This is a genomic window from Lysinibacillus sp. GW823-FHT06C08, from assembly GCF_058795135.1.
Genome location: NZ_JBXAHN010000013.1, coordinates 1 through 14,817, shown reverse-complemented (window position 1 = coordinate 14,817; position 14,817 = coordinate 1). Strand labels below are relative to the sequence as shown.

General features: G+C 35.7%; 11 protein-coding genes. 2 read left to right on the top strand and 9 right to left on the bottom strand.

The features are described 5' to 3' along the window. Positions 1 to 5: 5 nt before the first annotated feature. The 6 genes from AC1Q6O_RS21230 to allC all read right to left on the bottom strand — a co-directional run bounded on the left by AC1Q6O_RS21230 (position 6) and on the right by allC (position 7,084). Positions 6 to 776, bottom strand: coding sequence for an oxamate carbamoyltransferase subunit AllH family protein (locus AC1Q6O_RS21230; protein ID WP_008177542.1), 771 nt, complete (start codon positions 774 to 776; stop codon positions 6 to 8). Next, entirely contained in the window at positions 773 to 2,038 is a 1,266-nt protein-coding gene (locus AC1Q6O_RS21225) for a YlbE family protein (RefSeq protein WP_090001485.1), read from the bottom strand. Before AC1Q6O_RS21225 ends, AC1Q6O_RS21230 begins: the two co-directional genes overlap by 4 nt. Beyond that, positions 2,038 to 3,792 carry an acyl-CoA synthetase FdrA gene (locus tag AC1Q6O_RS21220; RefSeq protein ID WP_492402149.1) on the bottom strand — a complete coding sequence of 585 codons (1,755 nt, stop codon included), beginning with the start codon at positions 3,790 to 3,792 and terminating at the stop codon, positions 2,038 to 2,040. Before AC1Q6O_RS21220 ends, AC1Q6O_RS21225 begins: the two co-directional genes overlap by 1 nt. Before the next feature lie 17 nt (positions 3,793 to 3,809). Next, positions 3,810 to 4,859, bottom strand: coding sequence for an ureidoglycolate dehydrogenase (gene allD / locus AC1Q6O_RS21215; protein WP_008177548.1), 1,050 nt, complete (start codon positions 4,857 to 4,859; stop codon positions 3,810 to 3,812). A 132-nt stretch (positions 4,860 to 4,991) separates the two neighbouring features. Further along, positions 4,992 to 5,795 carry a (S)-ureidoglycine aminohydrolase gene (allE, locus tag AC1Q6O_RS21210; protein WP_008177550.1) on the bottom strand — a complete coding sequence of 268 codons (804 nt, stop codon included), beginning with the start codon at positions 5,793 to 5,795 and terminating at the stop codon, positions 4,992 to 4,994. 59 nt (positions 5,796 to 5,854) lie between these two features. Next, positions 5,855 to 7,084 carry an allantoate deiminase gene (allC, locus tag AC1Q6O_RS21205; RefSeq protein ID WP_090001487.1) on the bottom strand — a complete coding sequence of 410 codons (1,230 nt, stop codon included), beginning with the start codon at positions 7,082 to 7,084 and terminating at the stop codon, positions 5,855 to 5,857. Between the two features lie 826 nt (positions 7,085 to 7,910). On the opposite strand from allC, the gene AC1Q6O_RS21200 reads away from it, so the two are divergent. After that, positions 7,911 to 9,524 (top strand): PucR family transcriptional regulator, encoded by a 1,614-nt coding sequence (locus AC1Q6O_RS21200; RefSeq protein ID WP_008177556.1) that lies wholly within the window; start codon positions 7,911 to 7,913, stop codon positions 9,522 to 9,524. 230 nt (positions 9,525 to 9,754) lie between these two features. On the opposite strand, the gene AC1Q6O_RS21195 is transcribed toward AC1Q6O_RS21200, so the two are convergent. From AC1Q6O_RS21195 to AC1Q6O_RS21185, 3 genes are all read right to left on the bottom strand, one after another. Next, positions 9,755 to 11,008 (bottom strand): MFS transporter, encoded by a 1,254-nt coding sequence (locus AC1Q6O_RS21195; protein WP_008177559.1) that lies wholly within the window; start codon positions 11,006 to 11,008, stop codon positions 9,755 to 9,757. A 459-nt stretch (positions 11,009 to 11,467) separates the two neighbouring features. Beyond that, on the bottom strand, positions 11,468 to 11,851 hold the full coding sequence (locus tag AC1Q6O_RS21190) for a cupin domain-containing protein (RefSeq protein WP_008177563.1): 384 nt from the start codon (positions 11,849 to 11,851) through the stop codon (positions 11,468 to 11,470). A gap of 65 nt (positions 11,852 to 11,916) precedes the next feature. After that, entirely contained in the window at positions 11,917 to 12,876 is a 960-nt protein-coding gene (locus tag AC1Q6O_RS21185; protein WP_492402145.1) for a 2-hydroxyacid dehydrogenase, read from the bottom strand. A gap of 951 nt (positions 12,877 to 13,827) precedes the next feature. Between AC1Q6O_RS21185 and AC1Q6O_RS21180 the strand changes: the two genes are divergently transcribed. Next, positions 13,828 to 14,736: a C40 family peptidase gene (locus AC1Q6O_RS21180; RefSeq protein ID WP_090001490.1), complete on the top strand. Its 909-nt coding sequence runs from the start codon at positions 13,828 to 13,830 to the stop codon at positions 14,734 to 14,736. Positions 14,737 to 14,817 lie beyond the last annotated feature (81 nt).

Here is a 14,817-nt window from a genome sequence, read left to right as displayed (position 1 = left end):
TTCTTTCACTCCTTAGTTAATGACAAGTAGATGCCATATAACGTATCCATTCCAGAAGATGATCCTACTTCTATAAGCCTGTTCATGCTTTCTAAAGATGGATCATGTTGCAATGCTGTAATCTTCGAACTAAATACACCGTCTATAGCACAGGTTAAGAAACGCTTACTGACAATGGTTGTTAAAGGTTCCTTGATAAGTGCTTTTAGTGTTTCTAGATGCTTATGTTCGATAAAATTTTTAATAAAATGTCCGTACAATATGCCGACTAGTATATCATCACCTGTTGGCGTTAAACCATGTCCACGCCCAATAAAATAACGGAATGTCTTGTCAAGATTTTGCGTTGGATCTTGTAATCGATTAATCAAGGATAATACACGTGCTCGTTCAAAATCTGATGATTCATAGGATGTAAAGGAAATGTATTGAAAATTTTCTTTCAATTTATTTATATTTGCATGTTCAAAATCCATATCTAACGGTATTATTTTTACATTAAACACCATTTGGAAGCGATTATGAAAAAGACGATTATTGCGAAACATTAATGTATCGCCTACCTTAATATTGGTCTTTACAGTTTGTCGCGTTTGAGGATCAAGTAAGATCCCAAACGGAAATGTCCCATTTTCATCTGTACCAACAAATATCAATTCGCCATCTTGATCAACCATATTTAAACCTTTTTCAAACATACTGTGCACGGTAAAGGTTTTTTCATCATTCAATAATTGAAGTGCGATTGAACCAACCGCACTTGCTTGTAAAATCATCCTTTAAATCCTAGCTTTTGAGCATATGCTGTGATAGCTTTCTCAAAACATTCGATTGGCGGATGTACTGTACCGGCACCAATTTGTCCGTACCCCGCAATTTTATGGGCAATACCAGTGTTGATAACTGGTGTGATCCCTGTTTCAACAACTTTCCGTGCATCGATACCTAAACATGCGCCTTTAAAGTCCCAAGTTGGGATGACAAAGTTCGGGTTTTCGCTAATACAGATCTCTGTCATTTGATTACTTGTTTCAAGTGCATCATTAAATCCACCCGAACCAACAAAGCGTGTTACTGCAGGTGCTGCAATCATCGCCATACCTCCGACACCGATTGTTTCTGTAATCGCTGAATCACCGATATCTGTGTTTGCATCTTCTGCTGAGTAACCAGTGAAATATAATCCTTGCGGGGTATTCACAGGACCAGTAAACCATTCGTCTCCCATACCAGCAATACGGATACCAAAGTTTTCACCGTTTCGGCACATTGCGGTAACGACTGTACCGTGTTCGATTGTACGTGCAGCATCCATCATCGCTTTGCCAGTTGCCATAGCAATATTTAAGAAAAATTGGTCTGTGTCAGCTAAGAATTGGATTACTTCTGTACGTTGATCTTTTTCAACGTCATCTAATGAAGAAATGATTGGAGATAGTTCTTTTAAAAATGCAAGTGAAGCTGCAATATTACGCTGGTGGAACTCATCACCCATTGCAATAGCTTTAGCAATCAATACGTTGACGTTCAAGCCTCCATCAAGTGTTTTTAGGGCTTTACTTAATACGGGACCTAATACATCTTTCATCCAGTGTAAACGATTGATGACTTGCTCATTATAAGCGCCGAAGCGTAATACGGCACCAATCCCTTCGTTCATTTGACAATACGCTTCGTTACCACTCTCCTTGTTAATAACAACAAGGACTGGCATGTTAGGTGAAGTAATACCACCCATTGGTCCAACTGCATTTACATGGTGACATGGAATGAATTTGATTTGATTGTTTTCAAGTAATTCTCGTGCATTCTTTTCGTCTTCTGCCCATCCTTCAAAAAGGATTGCGCCAACACAGGAACCTTGCATAGGATCTGTCATGTTTTCATATTTAATTGGAGGTCCAGCATGTAATAACACGTACTCTTCTAATTCAGGAATCACAGATTTAGCAGGTACAACATCCGTTAAAAATGGTGCCGCTGCTATGATCTTCTGGATAACGGCTTCGTTCGCTTCATTTATTGTTTTGTATCCCATTAGATTGTACCTCCTTCATAATAGTTTAAGAATTGAAGTACTTTCATTAACTTCTCATCGCCACCAGCAATTGGGCGCCAGTTAAATTGAACACACTCTGAGCCACTGTTTTGAACAGCTTCCGTAAAGCTTTTTAGCCCAATATTGATAACGCTTGGTTTCATATTGATAAAGGACATAATTTTCTCATCCACTACTAAGCTTTCTTCTGTATAGTTAAATTTTTGTACATCAGTAATTGGTTGTTCCACTTTACCGCCTACAAGTTGGATAGCTGTGCGGACCATTTGATCGTTTGTCTTACAAATAATTGCACCACTCTCTTTTAAAATGGCAATTTGTTTATCGTACCCTTGAGTGTCCTGTGCTGTACCTACAACCGTTGCAAGCACTGCAAGTTGACGACCTTGTTGACATGCACTATCCAAAATACGTTTGATTGTTGGTGCTAGTTCACTAGCCATATCTTCATGACCACCGTTACCGATCACGTTATCAATCATAATGACTGCAGTTGCAGGGTCGTTCATAGATTTTTCAAGCATTTCGATACGTTTTTCAGGGTCAATCATTGGATGTGGTTTACCTTTTGTATAAACATCATCACCTAAATCAATGATTTTATGAGTGTTTGTTTTTAAAACATAGCTTTCGCTTTTCTCTTCAGTCATTGTATCTTTAAAAGCATCTCTCACTAGCATAGCCGCCTCAGATGCCAAAGTACCGCCAGAATAATAACCTTTAATACCAACTTGTGATTCTTTTAATACAACGTTTACATCGGCTGTTGTTGGTTCAAAATTCGGTTTGTCACCATTTGATAATTGGACAGCTACAACTGCTGCTTCTTCAAGTGTGTAAGCATGATAGATATTCTCTTCTTGATACGAAGGTTTGTCACCTAAAAATAGCGTAACAACTGGTTTATCAATATTTCTTAATAAATTTAATACTTTGCGTTGTACTTCCTCTGCAGGTGGTTTGGAGATCACTGTAATTACTTTTACTTTCGGATCTTGATTTAACGCTTTGATGCTATCTAACATCGTGATGGCACCAACTTCCGTCGATAAATCACGTCCACCTGTACCAAGAGCGTTTGTAACACCTTTACCAAAACGGTCAATAATTGTTGTTACTTCTTGGATCCCTGTACCTGATGCCCCAACAATACCGATATCACCTTCGTTTACGTTATTGGTAAAAGCAAGAGGGACGCCGTGAATAAGTGCCGTACCGCAGTCTGGACCCATCACTAATAAACCTTTTTCATGCGCTTTTTGTTTCAGTTTCACTTCGTCTTCTTTTGAAACATTGTCACTAAACATGAACACATGTAAACCTTCGTTCAATGCGTTTTCCGCTTCCATTGCAGCATATTGACCAGGAATTGAAATTAATGCTAAATTTGGATTGTTCGCAAGCTCCATTGCACGTTTCCAGTTATGAGCTTCTTGACCTTTAGACGTATTTTGTGAATCTGAATCACCTTTTAAAGCGATCTCTACTTCTTCTTTCACTTCGTCTACTTTTTCTTCTTGATCTGTATCTACAACGATGACGATATCATTTGGCTTTGCTTTTTCTAATTCATCCGTGCCTAAGCCAGAAGATTTAAAAATGTCTTTGTTCGCTGGTGTTCCCATCATGATCGAAACTTTGTTTACACCATCAATTGCAGACAACTTGTTGGATAAAAGCATTAACACGATGGAGTCTTTATAAGTGTTTTCTTTTATAATTGTGTATAACATGATGATCCTCCAATTTATTATTCTGCAAATCTATTTTTTCCATGATAACGATCGTAATGAACGTCGTCTGACACAAGATAGTTGTAAATGTCGTCTACGATTTCAATACCTTCCTTATCATATTCTTTACTTCTTAATACACCGCGTTCACCTGGATAATAAATTTCTCCATAGCCCTCTGCCGCTGGCTGTGTTTTTAATTCATTGAGCATTGTTGTAATTTGTAGCTTGAAAGCATTCAAATCTGTGAAATAAGCAGGGTTAATGACGATATGAATTTGACCTAAATCGCGTCCTTTAGTTAAGTCTTGATACATAGAAGACACATGTATACCATGTGGGACTCCTAGAAGACTACCTGATAAAATATCTACCATCATCATCAACCCGTATCCTTTTGGACCTGCAATTGGCACGAGTGCATGAACATCTCTTGCATTCGTCGTAGGTGCACCAGTAGCATCCACAGCCCATGTATCTGGGATCGATGCATTTTTACTTCTTGCATCTAAGATTTTGCCCCATGCTTGGACAGTAGTCGCCATATCAAATGTAATGATGCGGTCATCAGCAGACGGTGCACTATAAGCAATTGGGTTTGTCCCAAAATAAGGTTCAGTTCCGCCAAACGGTACGACCATTGGATCTGATTGACACATACTTAGAGCAACCATATCTTGCTCTGCTGCCATTTCAACAAAGTAACCTAATGCACCACTATGTGAGATATTTTTCATACCAACAACGGCAACACCTGATTTTTTAGCCATTTCAATCGCTTTTTCCATCGCTTGTTTTGCTATTTGGTGACCTGGACCATTATCCCCATTAAAGACCGCAGATGCTGGTCCTGTTTGTTCAAATGTATAGTTTGGATTGGTTGTAATACCGCCTTTTGCAATCCGTTCAGAATAGTATTCAACACGTACAGCCCCATGTGAGTGAATACCTCTATAATCAGCGTATGTTAATACGTCTGCAACATCATGTGCCGCTCCTTCATTTAATCCCGCTTTCATAAACTTTTGTTTCATTAGATTAAAAAGTTCTTCTTTAGATACACGCATCTTGTTTACTCCTCATTTAATTAATATTTTGTTTCAGATTCTAAATAATCTAGAATTTTTTTAAGAAATTCTTTTGTAACTAAGATGCCTAATTTATCTTTGGATAGCTATCGGAGATAATATACTCCCTTTTTATAAATCAATATCTCTGTTTGCATCTTTAGAATAAATGTATGAGAATGGTTCATCTAAACCAATTGCATAGGTTGCTTGCGGTACATAAGCGCCCATAAAAATATAATCACCTTTATCAACCGGCATCCATTCATTGTCTAAGTTGTACATGCCTCGCCCACTTAAAACATAAGCGCCGTGTTCTTGAACGTGTGTTTCAATGTAACCATGTGAAGCACCTGGTTTGAATGAAAGAATATGAATGTTCATGTCATATCCAATTTCTTTTGGTAATAAGTCTTGAATTAATACTTCTTTCATACCTTCATATGCCTCTTGTTCGATGTCGTTCACATTACCTGTAACGACTTCTGGTGTATATCCTTTAAGAGGTTGTCCTTTAAGAGGTTGATAACGTTTTTTATATAAGAATAAGCGGCTATCCTCACCGTTATTATTATTTTCAAAAGTTAACTGTAAGTGTGGAGGCACATATAAATACCCACCTTCTGTTAATTCGTATCGCTTACCATCTGCAAACGCATTGATTTTGCCATAAACGACGTATACAAAAGATTGAATACCATCACCAGCGAAACCAGTTTTGTTTCCACCTTGGTTTTTTACAGTTACTAAGTAATCTACAAATCTTGCACCTAAACGCGGGGATCCTAAGATTGTTACGTCACAATCTTTGAAACCAGGTACAACATTATTAACTAGACCATCCGGTGTAATTACCGCATAATTGTCTTTTTTAATGACTGAACGTGTTTCTAATAAACCTTCTCTGTATCCTTGAACTTGATTTATGTAACCCATAAGTATCTGGCTCCTTTTTCATTATTTTTATTCTTTATAATTTTTATTCTTTATAATTTTTATTCTTTATATGCTAGTTCATAAAGTACATCACTTAATACTTCAATACCTTTAACAAGGTCTTCTATCTTAGTCTCTTCACTAATGTTGTGACTAATTCCACCAATAGAAGGTACAAACAACATCGCCGTTGGTACATATTGAGCAAAGATTTGTGAGTCATGTCCTGCACCAGATGGCATCACTTTATATTGATTCCCTACATTGCTCTTTGCTGCTTGTTCTATGATTTGAACGATTTTTTTGTCCATCAATGTTGGTGCCTCATCCATCCATAAATGAATGTCGTAAGTCATGCTATTTGCTTCAGCGACTAATCTAATTTTGTCTTCGATTTCTGCTGCAAAATCATTTAATATTTGCTGATCAATATGACGACAGTCTACTGAGAATGTAATTTCACCAGGAACTACATTTACTGTGTTTGGTACAAGTGTGATATGACCGAACGTTAATACAAGTGGTTCCCCTATTTCTCTAGCACGTTTTGTTAAATCTGAGACAATTTCACTATAGGCAACAACTGTATCGCGACGTAATGACATTGGCGTAGTACCAGCGTGGTTTGCTTCCCCTTTTAAGTTGATCGTGAAGCGTTTTTGACCAACAATGCCATTAACAACACCGATTGTTTTGTTTTCTGTCTCTAACACTTTACCTTGTTCAATATGAATTTCAACAAATGCTTTGATGTCATTACGAACGTCAGTAGTTTTACGATAATCGAAGCCTGATTTACGCATCGCGTCTTCGAACTTAATGCCCTCAGCATCTGCAATTGTGTCAACATCCGATTTTTTAGCTAAGTTAAAGAAGTTTTTGCTACCCCAGAATGTGTAAGGGAACCGACTACCTTCTTCTTCTGCAAGGGATAATACTTCTAATGAGCGTAGTGGTTGGCCATGTTTAGCTTTTAAATATTTCACAGCCGCTAGTGCTGCTAAGATACCGAATTGGCCATCTAGATGACCACCTTCCACTACTGTGTCGATATGTGATCCTGTTAAAATGGTTTCTTCCGGATATTTACTGCCAACAAGACGCCCAGTTAAGTTCCCGATATCGTCAAAGCTTGCTTCTAACCCTTCTTCTTTGAATGCTTTTTCCAGTTCTCGAACTGCATCATTCCATTCTTGAGAATATAAAAGTCGTGTAATTCCACCTTGTTCTAAGCCACCAAAACCTGTGAATTTCTTATCTAACGATTCAAAAGTTGATTGAATATCCATACCTCTTTCACTCCTTCCTTCTTCACATTTATTATAGGTCCTACCCCATAACCATTCATTGACACAATAAACAATAATGGATGGTCTTTTTATGCACTTTAGACAAACAAATTTTGATAAGGAGCAACTATCTTGGAGTAAAAAAGAACGTAGCTATCGATTATGGAAAGGGTTTAAGGAGGCTTGTGAGTAAAGTAAATAATCAATTCTATCTTACTAAAAAACAAAAGCCACATAGTAAATCTATGTAAAAACTTAGATTTTCCATGTGGTATAGTCCAGATTAAAATGATTAAAAGATAAACAATAGCCCGAGTGTCATGACACATACAAGTAGGAGCAAACCTAAGCTATATCGTATTGTATTGAAAGATATTTGACTCATTCTCAATTTGATTAACGGCTGCTTCTGCATCAATCCCTTTTAATTTAAAGATTATTAAACTAAGTAGAAATAGAAGTACAGGAAGAAAGGCTATGCCACTCACTATTTCGGTTCCAAGTGGTTTGTATGGTTGATCTCACATTGTTGTCACTTCTTTCTAACATAGCTATTCCTAACAGAGTTTAGTTGTGCAAAGGTGAACTTCTTTGTTCAAGCTACTTTAGCCATGCTATCCTTGTTGTAACCATATTTTATAAACAAAGCATCACGTAGAATATTCTGACCTAGGTCAAGCATATGATTCTTCTTTACTATTTCAAAATAAAGAATTTTATATAATAACCTTCAAAAATAGTATACAATCAGAGTGATAGGTTATCCTTGTAGCGTTTTACATACTTATTTTGGATTTATTTAACAAATATAAAGGGGATGACTCTTATGACAACATTAAAAGAAATCATGTCTGTCCAACAATTTTCTGATTTAACATTATTAAATGATGAGGGAGATTTAGAAAGAGAAGTAGAAATGGTCGATATTACAGAAACGCCTGATATTAAAAATTTCACAGCTCCTCATTCATTTATCGTCACTACTGGTATGTGTTATCAACACGACCAATCCGGATTAAAGGATCTCATTCGAGAATTAAATGATATACAAGTTGCTGGAATAGGCGTTAAATTATCACGCTTTTTAGAAAAAATTGATGATGAAGTAATAGAATATGCAAACAAGTTAAAATTCCCCATTATTAGAATCCCTGATAGTTGGAATCTCGGATCCATTACGCACCATATATCATCCTATATCTTGGATGAAGAAACTGAAAAGTTATATTTTGCATTAGATATCCAACAAGAGTTAAATACAATGCTTATGAGAGGTTTGAGCTTGGAAATGATGATTGAACGAATGAGCAGACTCCTTAGAGTCCCTGTGATGCTATTAAATCCTTTTCATCAAATTAAATCGATGAGCCATCACTTCCAAGAACACGCAGAGCAAATTCAGAAAAATCTTAGTTACTTCAAAAGATGTGTTAATTCCAAGCAAATCTCACCTAATAATAAAGCATCTTTCCAAGAAGAACATATTATATTTGAAGTTCCAGCATTTAAATATTTTCCGTATTATTTGATGGTTTCAAATGTTAATACGCTCACTTATCCATTTAGTTTGCTTGCCATAGAACAAGCCGTGAATACACTCAGTCTCGCCATTTATAAAAATAGTAAAATCAAAGAAGCAGAACAACAAGATGTAAACCGATTTTTCGAAACATTGATGTCTGAACATCCAGATAATCTTATTTCAGTCAAACAGCACCCTGAGTTTTTAAAAAAGCACCTTATTCAACCATCCAATTTCTATCAAGTGATCGTTTGTGCGATTGATCAAGAAAGGGATATGGAAAATAATATCTATTTGAATGAGCGCTATCAAATGACTTTTGAATGGCTAACACATAAGTTTACTGACATTGATCCTTCTATCAGTGTTTATAGATCTCCAGGTAATCATCGATTTACGATACTATTACAAACTAAACATCAATATTATTTAGATTACTGCAAATATATCCAAAAAGAGTATCAAAAACTTTTTAATAGCACAATGTCATTCGGTATTGGTAATGAAGTTACTGAATTCTCACAGTTACCACTCTCTTATTTTGAAGCGAATGAAGCTTTTGATCATAAGTCAGAAAGTGGTAAAGTTGAATTTATCGAACTCTATAAATCTAAAAGTGTAGAAGAATTGTTACAACTCATTCCAGCAAATAAATTAAAACCGTTTATCACGTATACACTAGGTTCATTAGCCTATCCAAAAACGACGAAAGAAAAAGAACTAAAATATACATTAAAAATCTATTTGGCGAATCATTGTGATCTGACAAAGACTTCTGAAGATATATTTATTCATCGGAATACGGTAAAATATCGTATAAAAAAATGTGAAGAGATTTTAGGTCAGTCTATCGAATCACCTGATATTTCATTGGATCTACGATTAGCATTATTTGCGTCAGAGAAAGTAAATTTTTAAACTTAAAAATCCCGCTAAAAAGCTGTTATGAATGCTTTTTAGCGGGATTCTTTTTGCCTATTTTACCGGAACACTTGCTTCCCCACCTCAATTATGAGTATGCAAATGTAGTAGCTTCTACTCACAGAATTAGCTTCTTCATGGGAAGACCTCTCTGCCTTTGGGCAGTAAAAACAAAACTACCTATCAGCGGAAGATGTACTAAACCTCCATCGATAGGTAGCTTTACTTTATTCATTAGTTAGGGGATTGATTGCTTTCTTCTCTTTCACCATCACGACAAGGAAGAATAAAATCGCTGCTGCTGCAAGAAGTATTGCTGCAATATAGAATGCCAATACTTTCGAACCAGTGATATCACCAATATAACCAGTAAGAGTTGGCGCAATAACTGACGATGTCATTCCAAAGAAGTTAAAGATACCTAGGGCCTTGGCCATGCTGTTGGAAGGTACTGAATCTGTTACATAGGTAATTAAAACTGGATCAATGGCAAGTTTACCTAATAAACCATATAAAACTAATGCTGCATAAAGGACAGATGGGTTAGGTGCAAATACGGTTAAACTAATTGTTACGGCTGCACCAATTAACAAGAAGATAATTAATTTCTGTCGCATATGTGCATTTTTGTCAATATACTTAGAAAATATCAATGCGCCAGGTACTGCTGTGACTGCAACTAAAGCAGCTACATATCCTACCGAACCTTGTTCAAATCCTTTTTCTGCAACAAGGAATGATGGTAACCATGTCACAATCATGTAATAACCATAACATGTTGCAAAATAGACGAAATAAATAACTATTTTTTTGAGCGAGAATAATTCTACGCCTTGAGATACTGTGGCTTGTGTTGTTTGCTTATCTTCAGATGTTTCATTTGTAGCTGTTTTTTTGTCTTGTTTAACAAATAACGCAAATACAAATATTACAGCTACTATGAAGACTGCTATAATATAAAGCATGTTATTCCATTGGATTTCAAGGCCACCTACTAATACAGATGAGCCTACTAGACCAATAACCATCCCTAATGCCGAACCGCTGTTGATGATCGCATTAGAAAAGCTTTTCTTATCTTTTGGCATATATTTAGCTGATAAAGAGAAAGCCGCACCATAGTATGAGCCTGTCGAAAGACCTGCCATTAAAGCGCCTACATAAACTTGAGTGATTGTCGTGCTTGATCCAATGACGAATGCTGCTAATGCAAAAATGATAAACGCAGGGATTAATACTCGTTTTTGTCCAAATTTATCAACGAGTATTCCTGATGGAATTTGCATACCAGTATAGGCAAAGAAATAAATAGAGGCAATAAGTCCTACTTGAGTATCGCTAATATTACCAAGCGATTCTTGAATTTGTGGATATATTGGTGTAAGTATTGTACGATAAATCCAAATAGCTACCCAACCTAAACACAGTGCAAAAATGATTTTTTTGTAATAATTCGGGTCATTCTTAACTGTTTGTCCCATAATATGACACTCCCATTTTTCTTTTTTTTACTTATGTAGTGCTTAATTTAATTTTAGGTTATGAGTACGTAAATAACATTGTTCACTTTTAACAAAAACAGAACCAGCATTGCACATTTTAGACAAAATCCTATGTTTGAATTGTTTATAAAAGTATGACTTATGGCATTCTCATTTGCCGATCCCTACTCAGTGTTTTTGTACCTTTGCAAACTCTCCTCACAGTAAAGAAGGCTCAAATAAACAAAAATAAGCCCGACTACCCTATAGGTAATCGGACTGATCGCAATCTACGTGCAAACACCTTTGCTCAAACCCTAAATTGTAAAATAAAATTTTACTCAGGTGTGACAATTCTTTGTGATCGCACGAAAGATTCCTCCGTAGTAGATAATGCATCTACAAGGAGGAATCTTTTTTACTATGAAAACTAGTTAATCAACAGACGTGATCGTTAACTTAATGATGTTTATGCGCAATAAAGCCGATTGGTGTCGGACCTGCAATCCCTAACATGACGAAATCTCTACTAGAATTATTAGTCATTCCGTGCTTTTCACCCGCACGTGAAACTACAACATCACCAGCTTTAATTTGAACCATTTCACCACATTCTGGATAATAGTCTGCTGTCCCTTCAACAACAACCCAAATATCATCAGCTTTCTCGTGTGAGTGAAGTGGCAAAGTTTGACCTGGGTGCATACACCATATAGCTCCAACAGTATTTGGTGTTTCATAAAAAATATGTTTTGTCGCTTTATCTTCTCTAAACTGTTGAATATCAGGCCAATGGAAAATACGATTTTTTAAATCTTCTCTTGCTAATTGTTTTAATGTCATTGTATTTTCTCCTTGTTTCGAATTTCAAACTATACCCACGTTATTTACCGTTTATCAGAAAATGATTATCTGCGAATAATATTTTGAGGTTTTCCCTCTATGAATGCCATTGTGTTATCAAATGCAATTTTAGCCCGTAATTCCATTGCCTCATTCGTTAGGAAGCCTACATGAGGTGTTAAAATCGCATTTTTGGCTTGTAATAGTTTATAGTCTCCAGGAATAGGCGGTTCCATATCAAATACGTCAATACCCGCTCCTGCAATTCGCCCTTCATTTAATGCATCTGCTAATGCATCATTATCAACAATTGGGCCTCGTGCACAGTTGATTAAAATAGCTGATTCCTTCATTAATTCTAATTTTTCTTTAGAGATTAATCCTTTTGTGCTTGAAAGTAATGGTATATGTAATGACACAATATCAGATTGTGCTAATAACTCATCTAATTCCATGTATTCGATACCCAAAACTTCTGCTGCCGGATTTCTTCTAGATTGGTCTGAAGCTACTATTTTTGCGCCAAATGCTTTAAACAAACGAGCAGTCATCATACCAATCTTACCTGTACCAATCAAACCAACTGTCTTCCCTTTAATTTCACTACCTTGGAATGCTCCTGGGAAATTATCGGCATGGATTTCTTTATCACCCTGAGTGATATGACGATACACATCTAACACTAAACCAATTGTTAATTCAGCAACTGCTTGATTCGCATATCCAGCTGCATTACATACCATAACATCTTGGTTTCTCGCTTGTCCGATACCTATATGATCTACACCTGTAAAGGCTACATTTATTAATTTTAAATTGGCATTTTGATCAATTACTTCTGTAGGATAAGGATTATTAGCAATCATAATTACATCTGCACCTTCACTACGTCTTGCTAATTCTGCACGATCCGTTGTTTTCTCGTTGTAATAAACAAATTCATGACCAGCCTGTTTGATCGGCTCCGCTAATTTTTCAATGATCGAATCTGAGACATTTAATGGTTCTAATAATTTGACTAACATTTCAATCAATTCCTTCCTATTTTTTTTGAATACGTCTGTTGATTAACTAGTTTCCATAGATTTATAGAAGAGAGATACATTTCTTCAAACTGTTATTTCACAGTAAGAAGAGGATAATTTTTTTTGAACATTTTGCACAAAAAAAGCAGATACTTTCGTTTTCAATCACTTCCTTTTTTATTTTTTATTATGTTAATTGCTTAATTTCATTGTAGGATAGGAGCCTTTAAATAACATTGTTCACTTTAAACAAAAACAGAATCGACATTACATGTTTTTGACTAAAGCTACTATTTAAAATAACTAGAAATACGCTTTATCTAAATTAGGATTACTTTCCCTTTCTGCTCTCTGCACAAAAAACCAGCCCTGGTAATCCTAAGATTATCGGACTGATTCGATCTATATATGGATGCTAAAGTTGCGATAAAAACAATATAACTCTCTTTAACTTTGCCTTTCAAATGAATAAGTTAATATGTAGCCTTGATCAAACCTATTAAGTTTGAATAGTTATTATCTATTGCAAATTCTTCACCTAAGATGGCACATTTGCCGCTGGGCAATAATCATACTAAGAATACTTTTGTTGATAGCCTTAAGCAAGCTAAATTGACCATAATTCCATGCCCTCCTATTTTTATAACGATGATTCATTATTACATCTCAACTTTTTATATTTTTCTAGCAAGAGATATTAATTATCGAATGCATCCACATTTAGCATAAATATAATTAATAGCTCTTATATCCCTTAATATCCAATTAATTCATATATTTTTAGTAAAATTGACCATAATTATTGCAGATACATTACACAATTAAAAATAACATGTCAGAATCATAGGAAAGTGTTAATCAGTAATATTATTGAAAAATAACTCCTAACCGTTTCGTGATATTCTTACTTTAGTTCAAAAGCGATGGCTTTTTGAAAGGGGTAAGGATTAATTGAAGAAAAAAATATTACTACCGATTTTTGCATCTTTTATGTTCTTTACAGGAATAGGTATTCACGATGCGCAAGCAGCTACATATACAGATATAACAAATACAGCAAAAGCATATATTGGGGCTCCTTATAAATATGGAGGTACAGATATTAAGACAGGTGTTGATTGTTCTGCCTATACACAATTAGTATTTTCTAAGTTAGGTATTTCATTAGAACGGACATCAAATGCTCAATATCAACAAGGTACTTCTATTGCTAAAGACAATTTAAAGACTGGCGATCTCGTATTTTTTAATACTTCGGGAAGCGGTGTTTCACACGTTGGCATTTACATAGGTGACAGCAATTTTATTTCGGCTACTACAAGTTCAGGGGTTAAAATTGATAAAATCAATGACCCCTATTATTGGGGATCTCGTTACGTGGGGGCAAAACGTGTTGCGAGCTTCTCTGATTATGGAGAGGTAAAAGATGCTGAAATAGACTTTACTATTTATTCATCACGTGGAGAAGTGGCTCTTAAATTAGCTAAGAAGCTACAATTAGATACTAGTCATACAAATTCAAGTTTTCCTGATGTAAAGCCAGGTTCTAAATATGCAGGTGCTGCTGAAGCCCTTAAAAAAATCGGTGTATTTACTGGTGATGAAAACGGGAAATTCAATCCAGGTTCACCTATTACACGCGGTCAATTATCAAAAGTGTTAGTAGAAGCATTCAACTTAAAACAACAGGGAGCAACAGAAAACTTTGTAGATGTTCCAGGATCACATTGGGCTAACAGCTATGTATCCATTCTTGCATCCAATAAAATTACGGTAGGTAAAGGTGATAATTTATTTGGTGTGAACGATAATGTGACAATCGAACATTTAGATGCTTTTATCCAACGATTAACTCAATAACATGAAAGAGGCTGGGACAAAACTAGCTAATATTCAAGATAAAAGGGAAATCGATGCTGTTCGATTTCCCTTTTTGCTTAT

Coding starts and splice junctions, on each gene's coding strand:
- allE (WP_008177550.1), bottom strand. CDS start 5,795: ATGGGTTACATAAATCAAGTTCAAGGATACAGAGAAGGTTTATTAGAA.
- AC1Q6O_RS21225 (WP_090001485.1), bottom strand. CDS start 2,038: ATGGGATACAAAACAATAAATGAAGCGAACGAAGCCGTTATCCAGAAG.
- AC1Q6O_RS21220 (WP_492402149.1), bottom strand. CDS start 3,792: ATGTTATACACAATTATAAAAGAAAACACTTATAAAGACTCCATCGTG.
- AC1Q6O_RS21190 (WP_008177563.1), bottom strand. CDS start 11,851: ATGACATTAAAACAATTAGCAAGAGAAGATTTAAAAAATCGTATTTTC.
- AC1Q6O_RS21195 (WP_008177559.1), bottom strand. CDS start 11,008: ATGGGACAAACAGTTAAGAATGACCCGAATTATTACAAAAAAATCATT.
- allC (WP_090001487.1), bottom strand. CDS start 7,084: ATGGATATTCAATCAACTTTTGAATCGTTAGATAAGAAATTCACAGGT.
- AC1Q6O_RS21230 (WP_008177542.1), bottom strand. CDS start 776: ATGATTTTACAAGCAAGTGCGGTTGGTTCAATCGCACTTCAATTATTG.
- AC1Q6O_RS21200 (WP_008177556.1), top strand. CDS start 7,911: ATGACAACATTAAAAGAAATCATGTCTGTCCAACAATTTTCTGATTTA.
- AC1Q6O_RS21185 (WP_492402145.1), bottom strand. CDS start 12,876: ATGTTAGTCAAATTATTAGAACCATTAAATGTCTCAGATTCGATCATT.
- allD (WP_008177548.1), bottom strand. CDS start 4,859: ATGCGTGTATCTAAAGAAGAACTTTTTAATCTAATGAAACAAAAGTTT.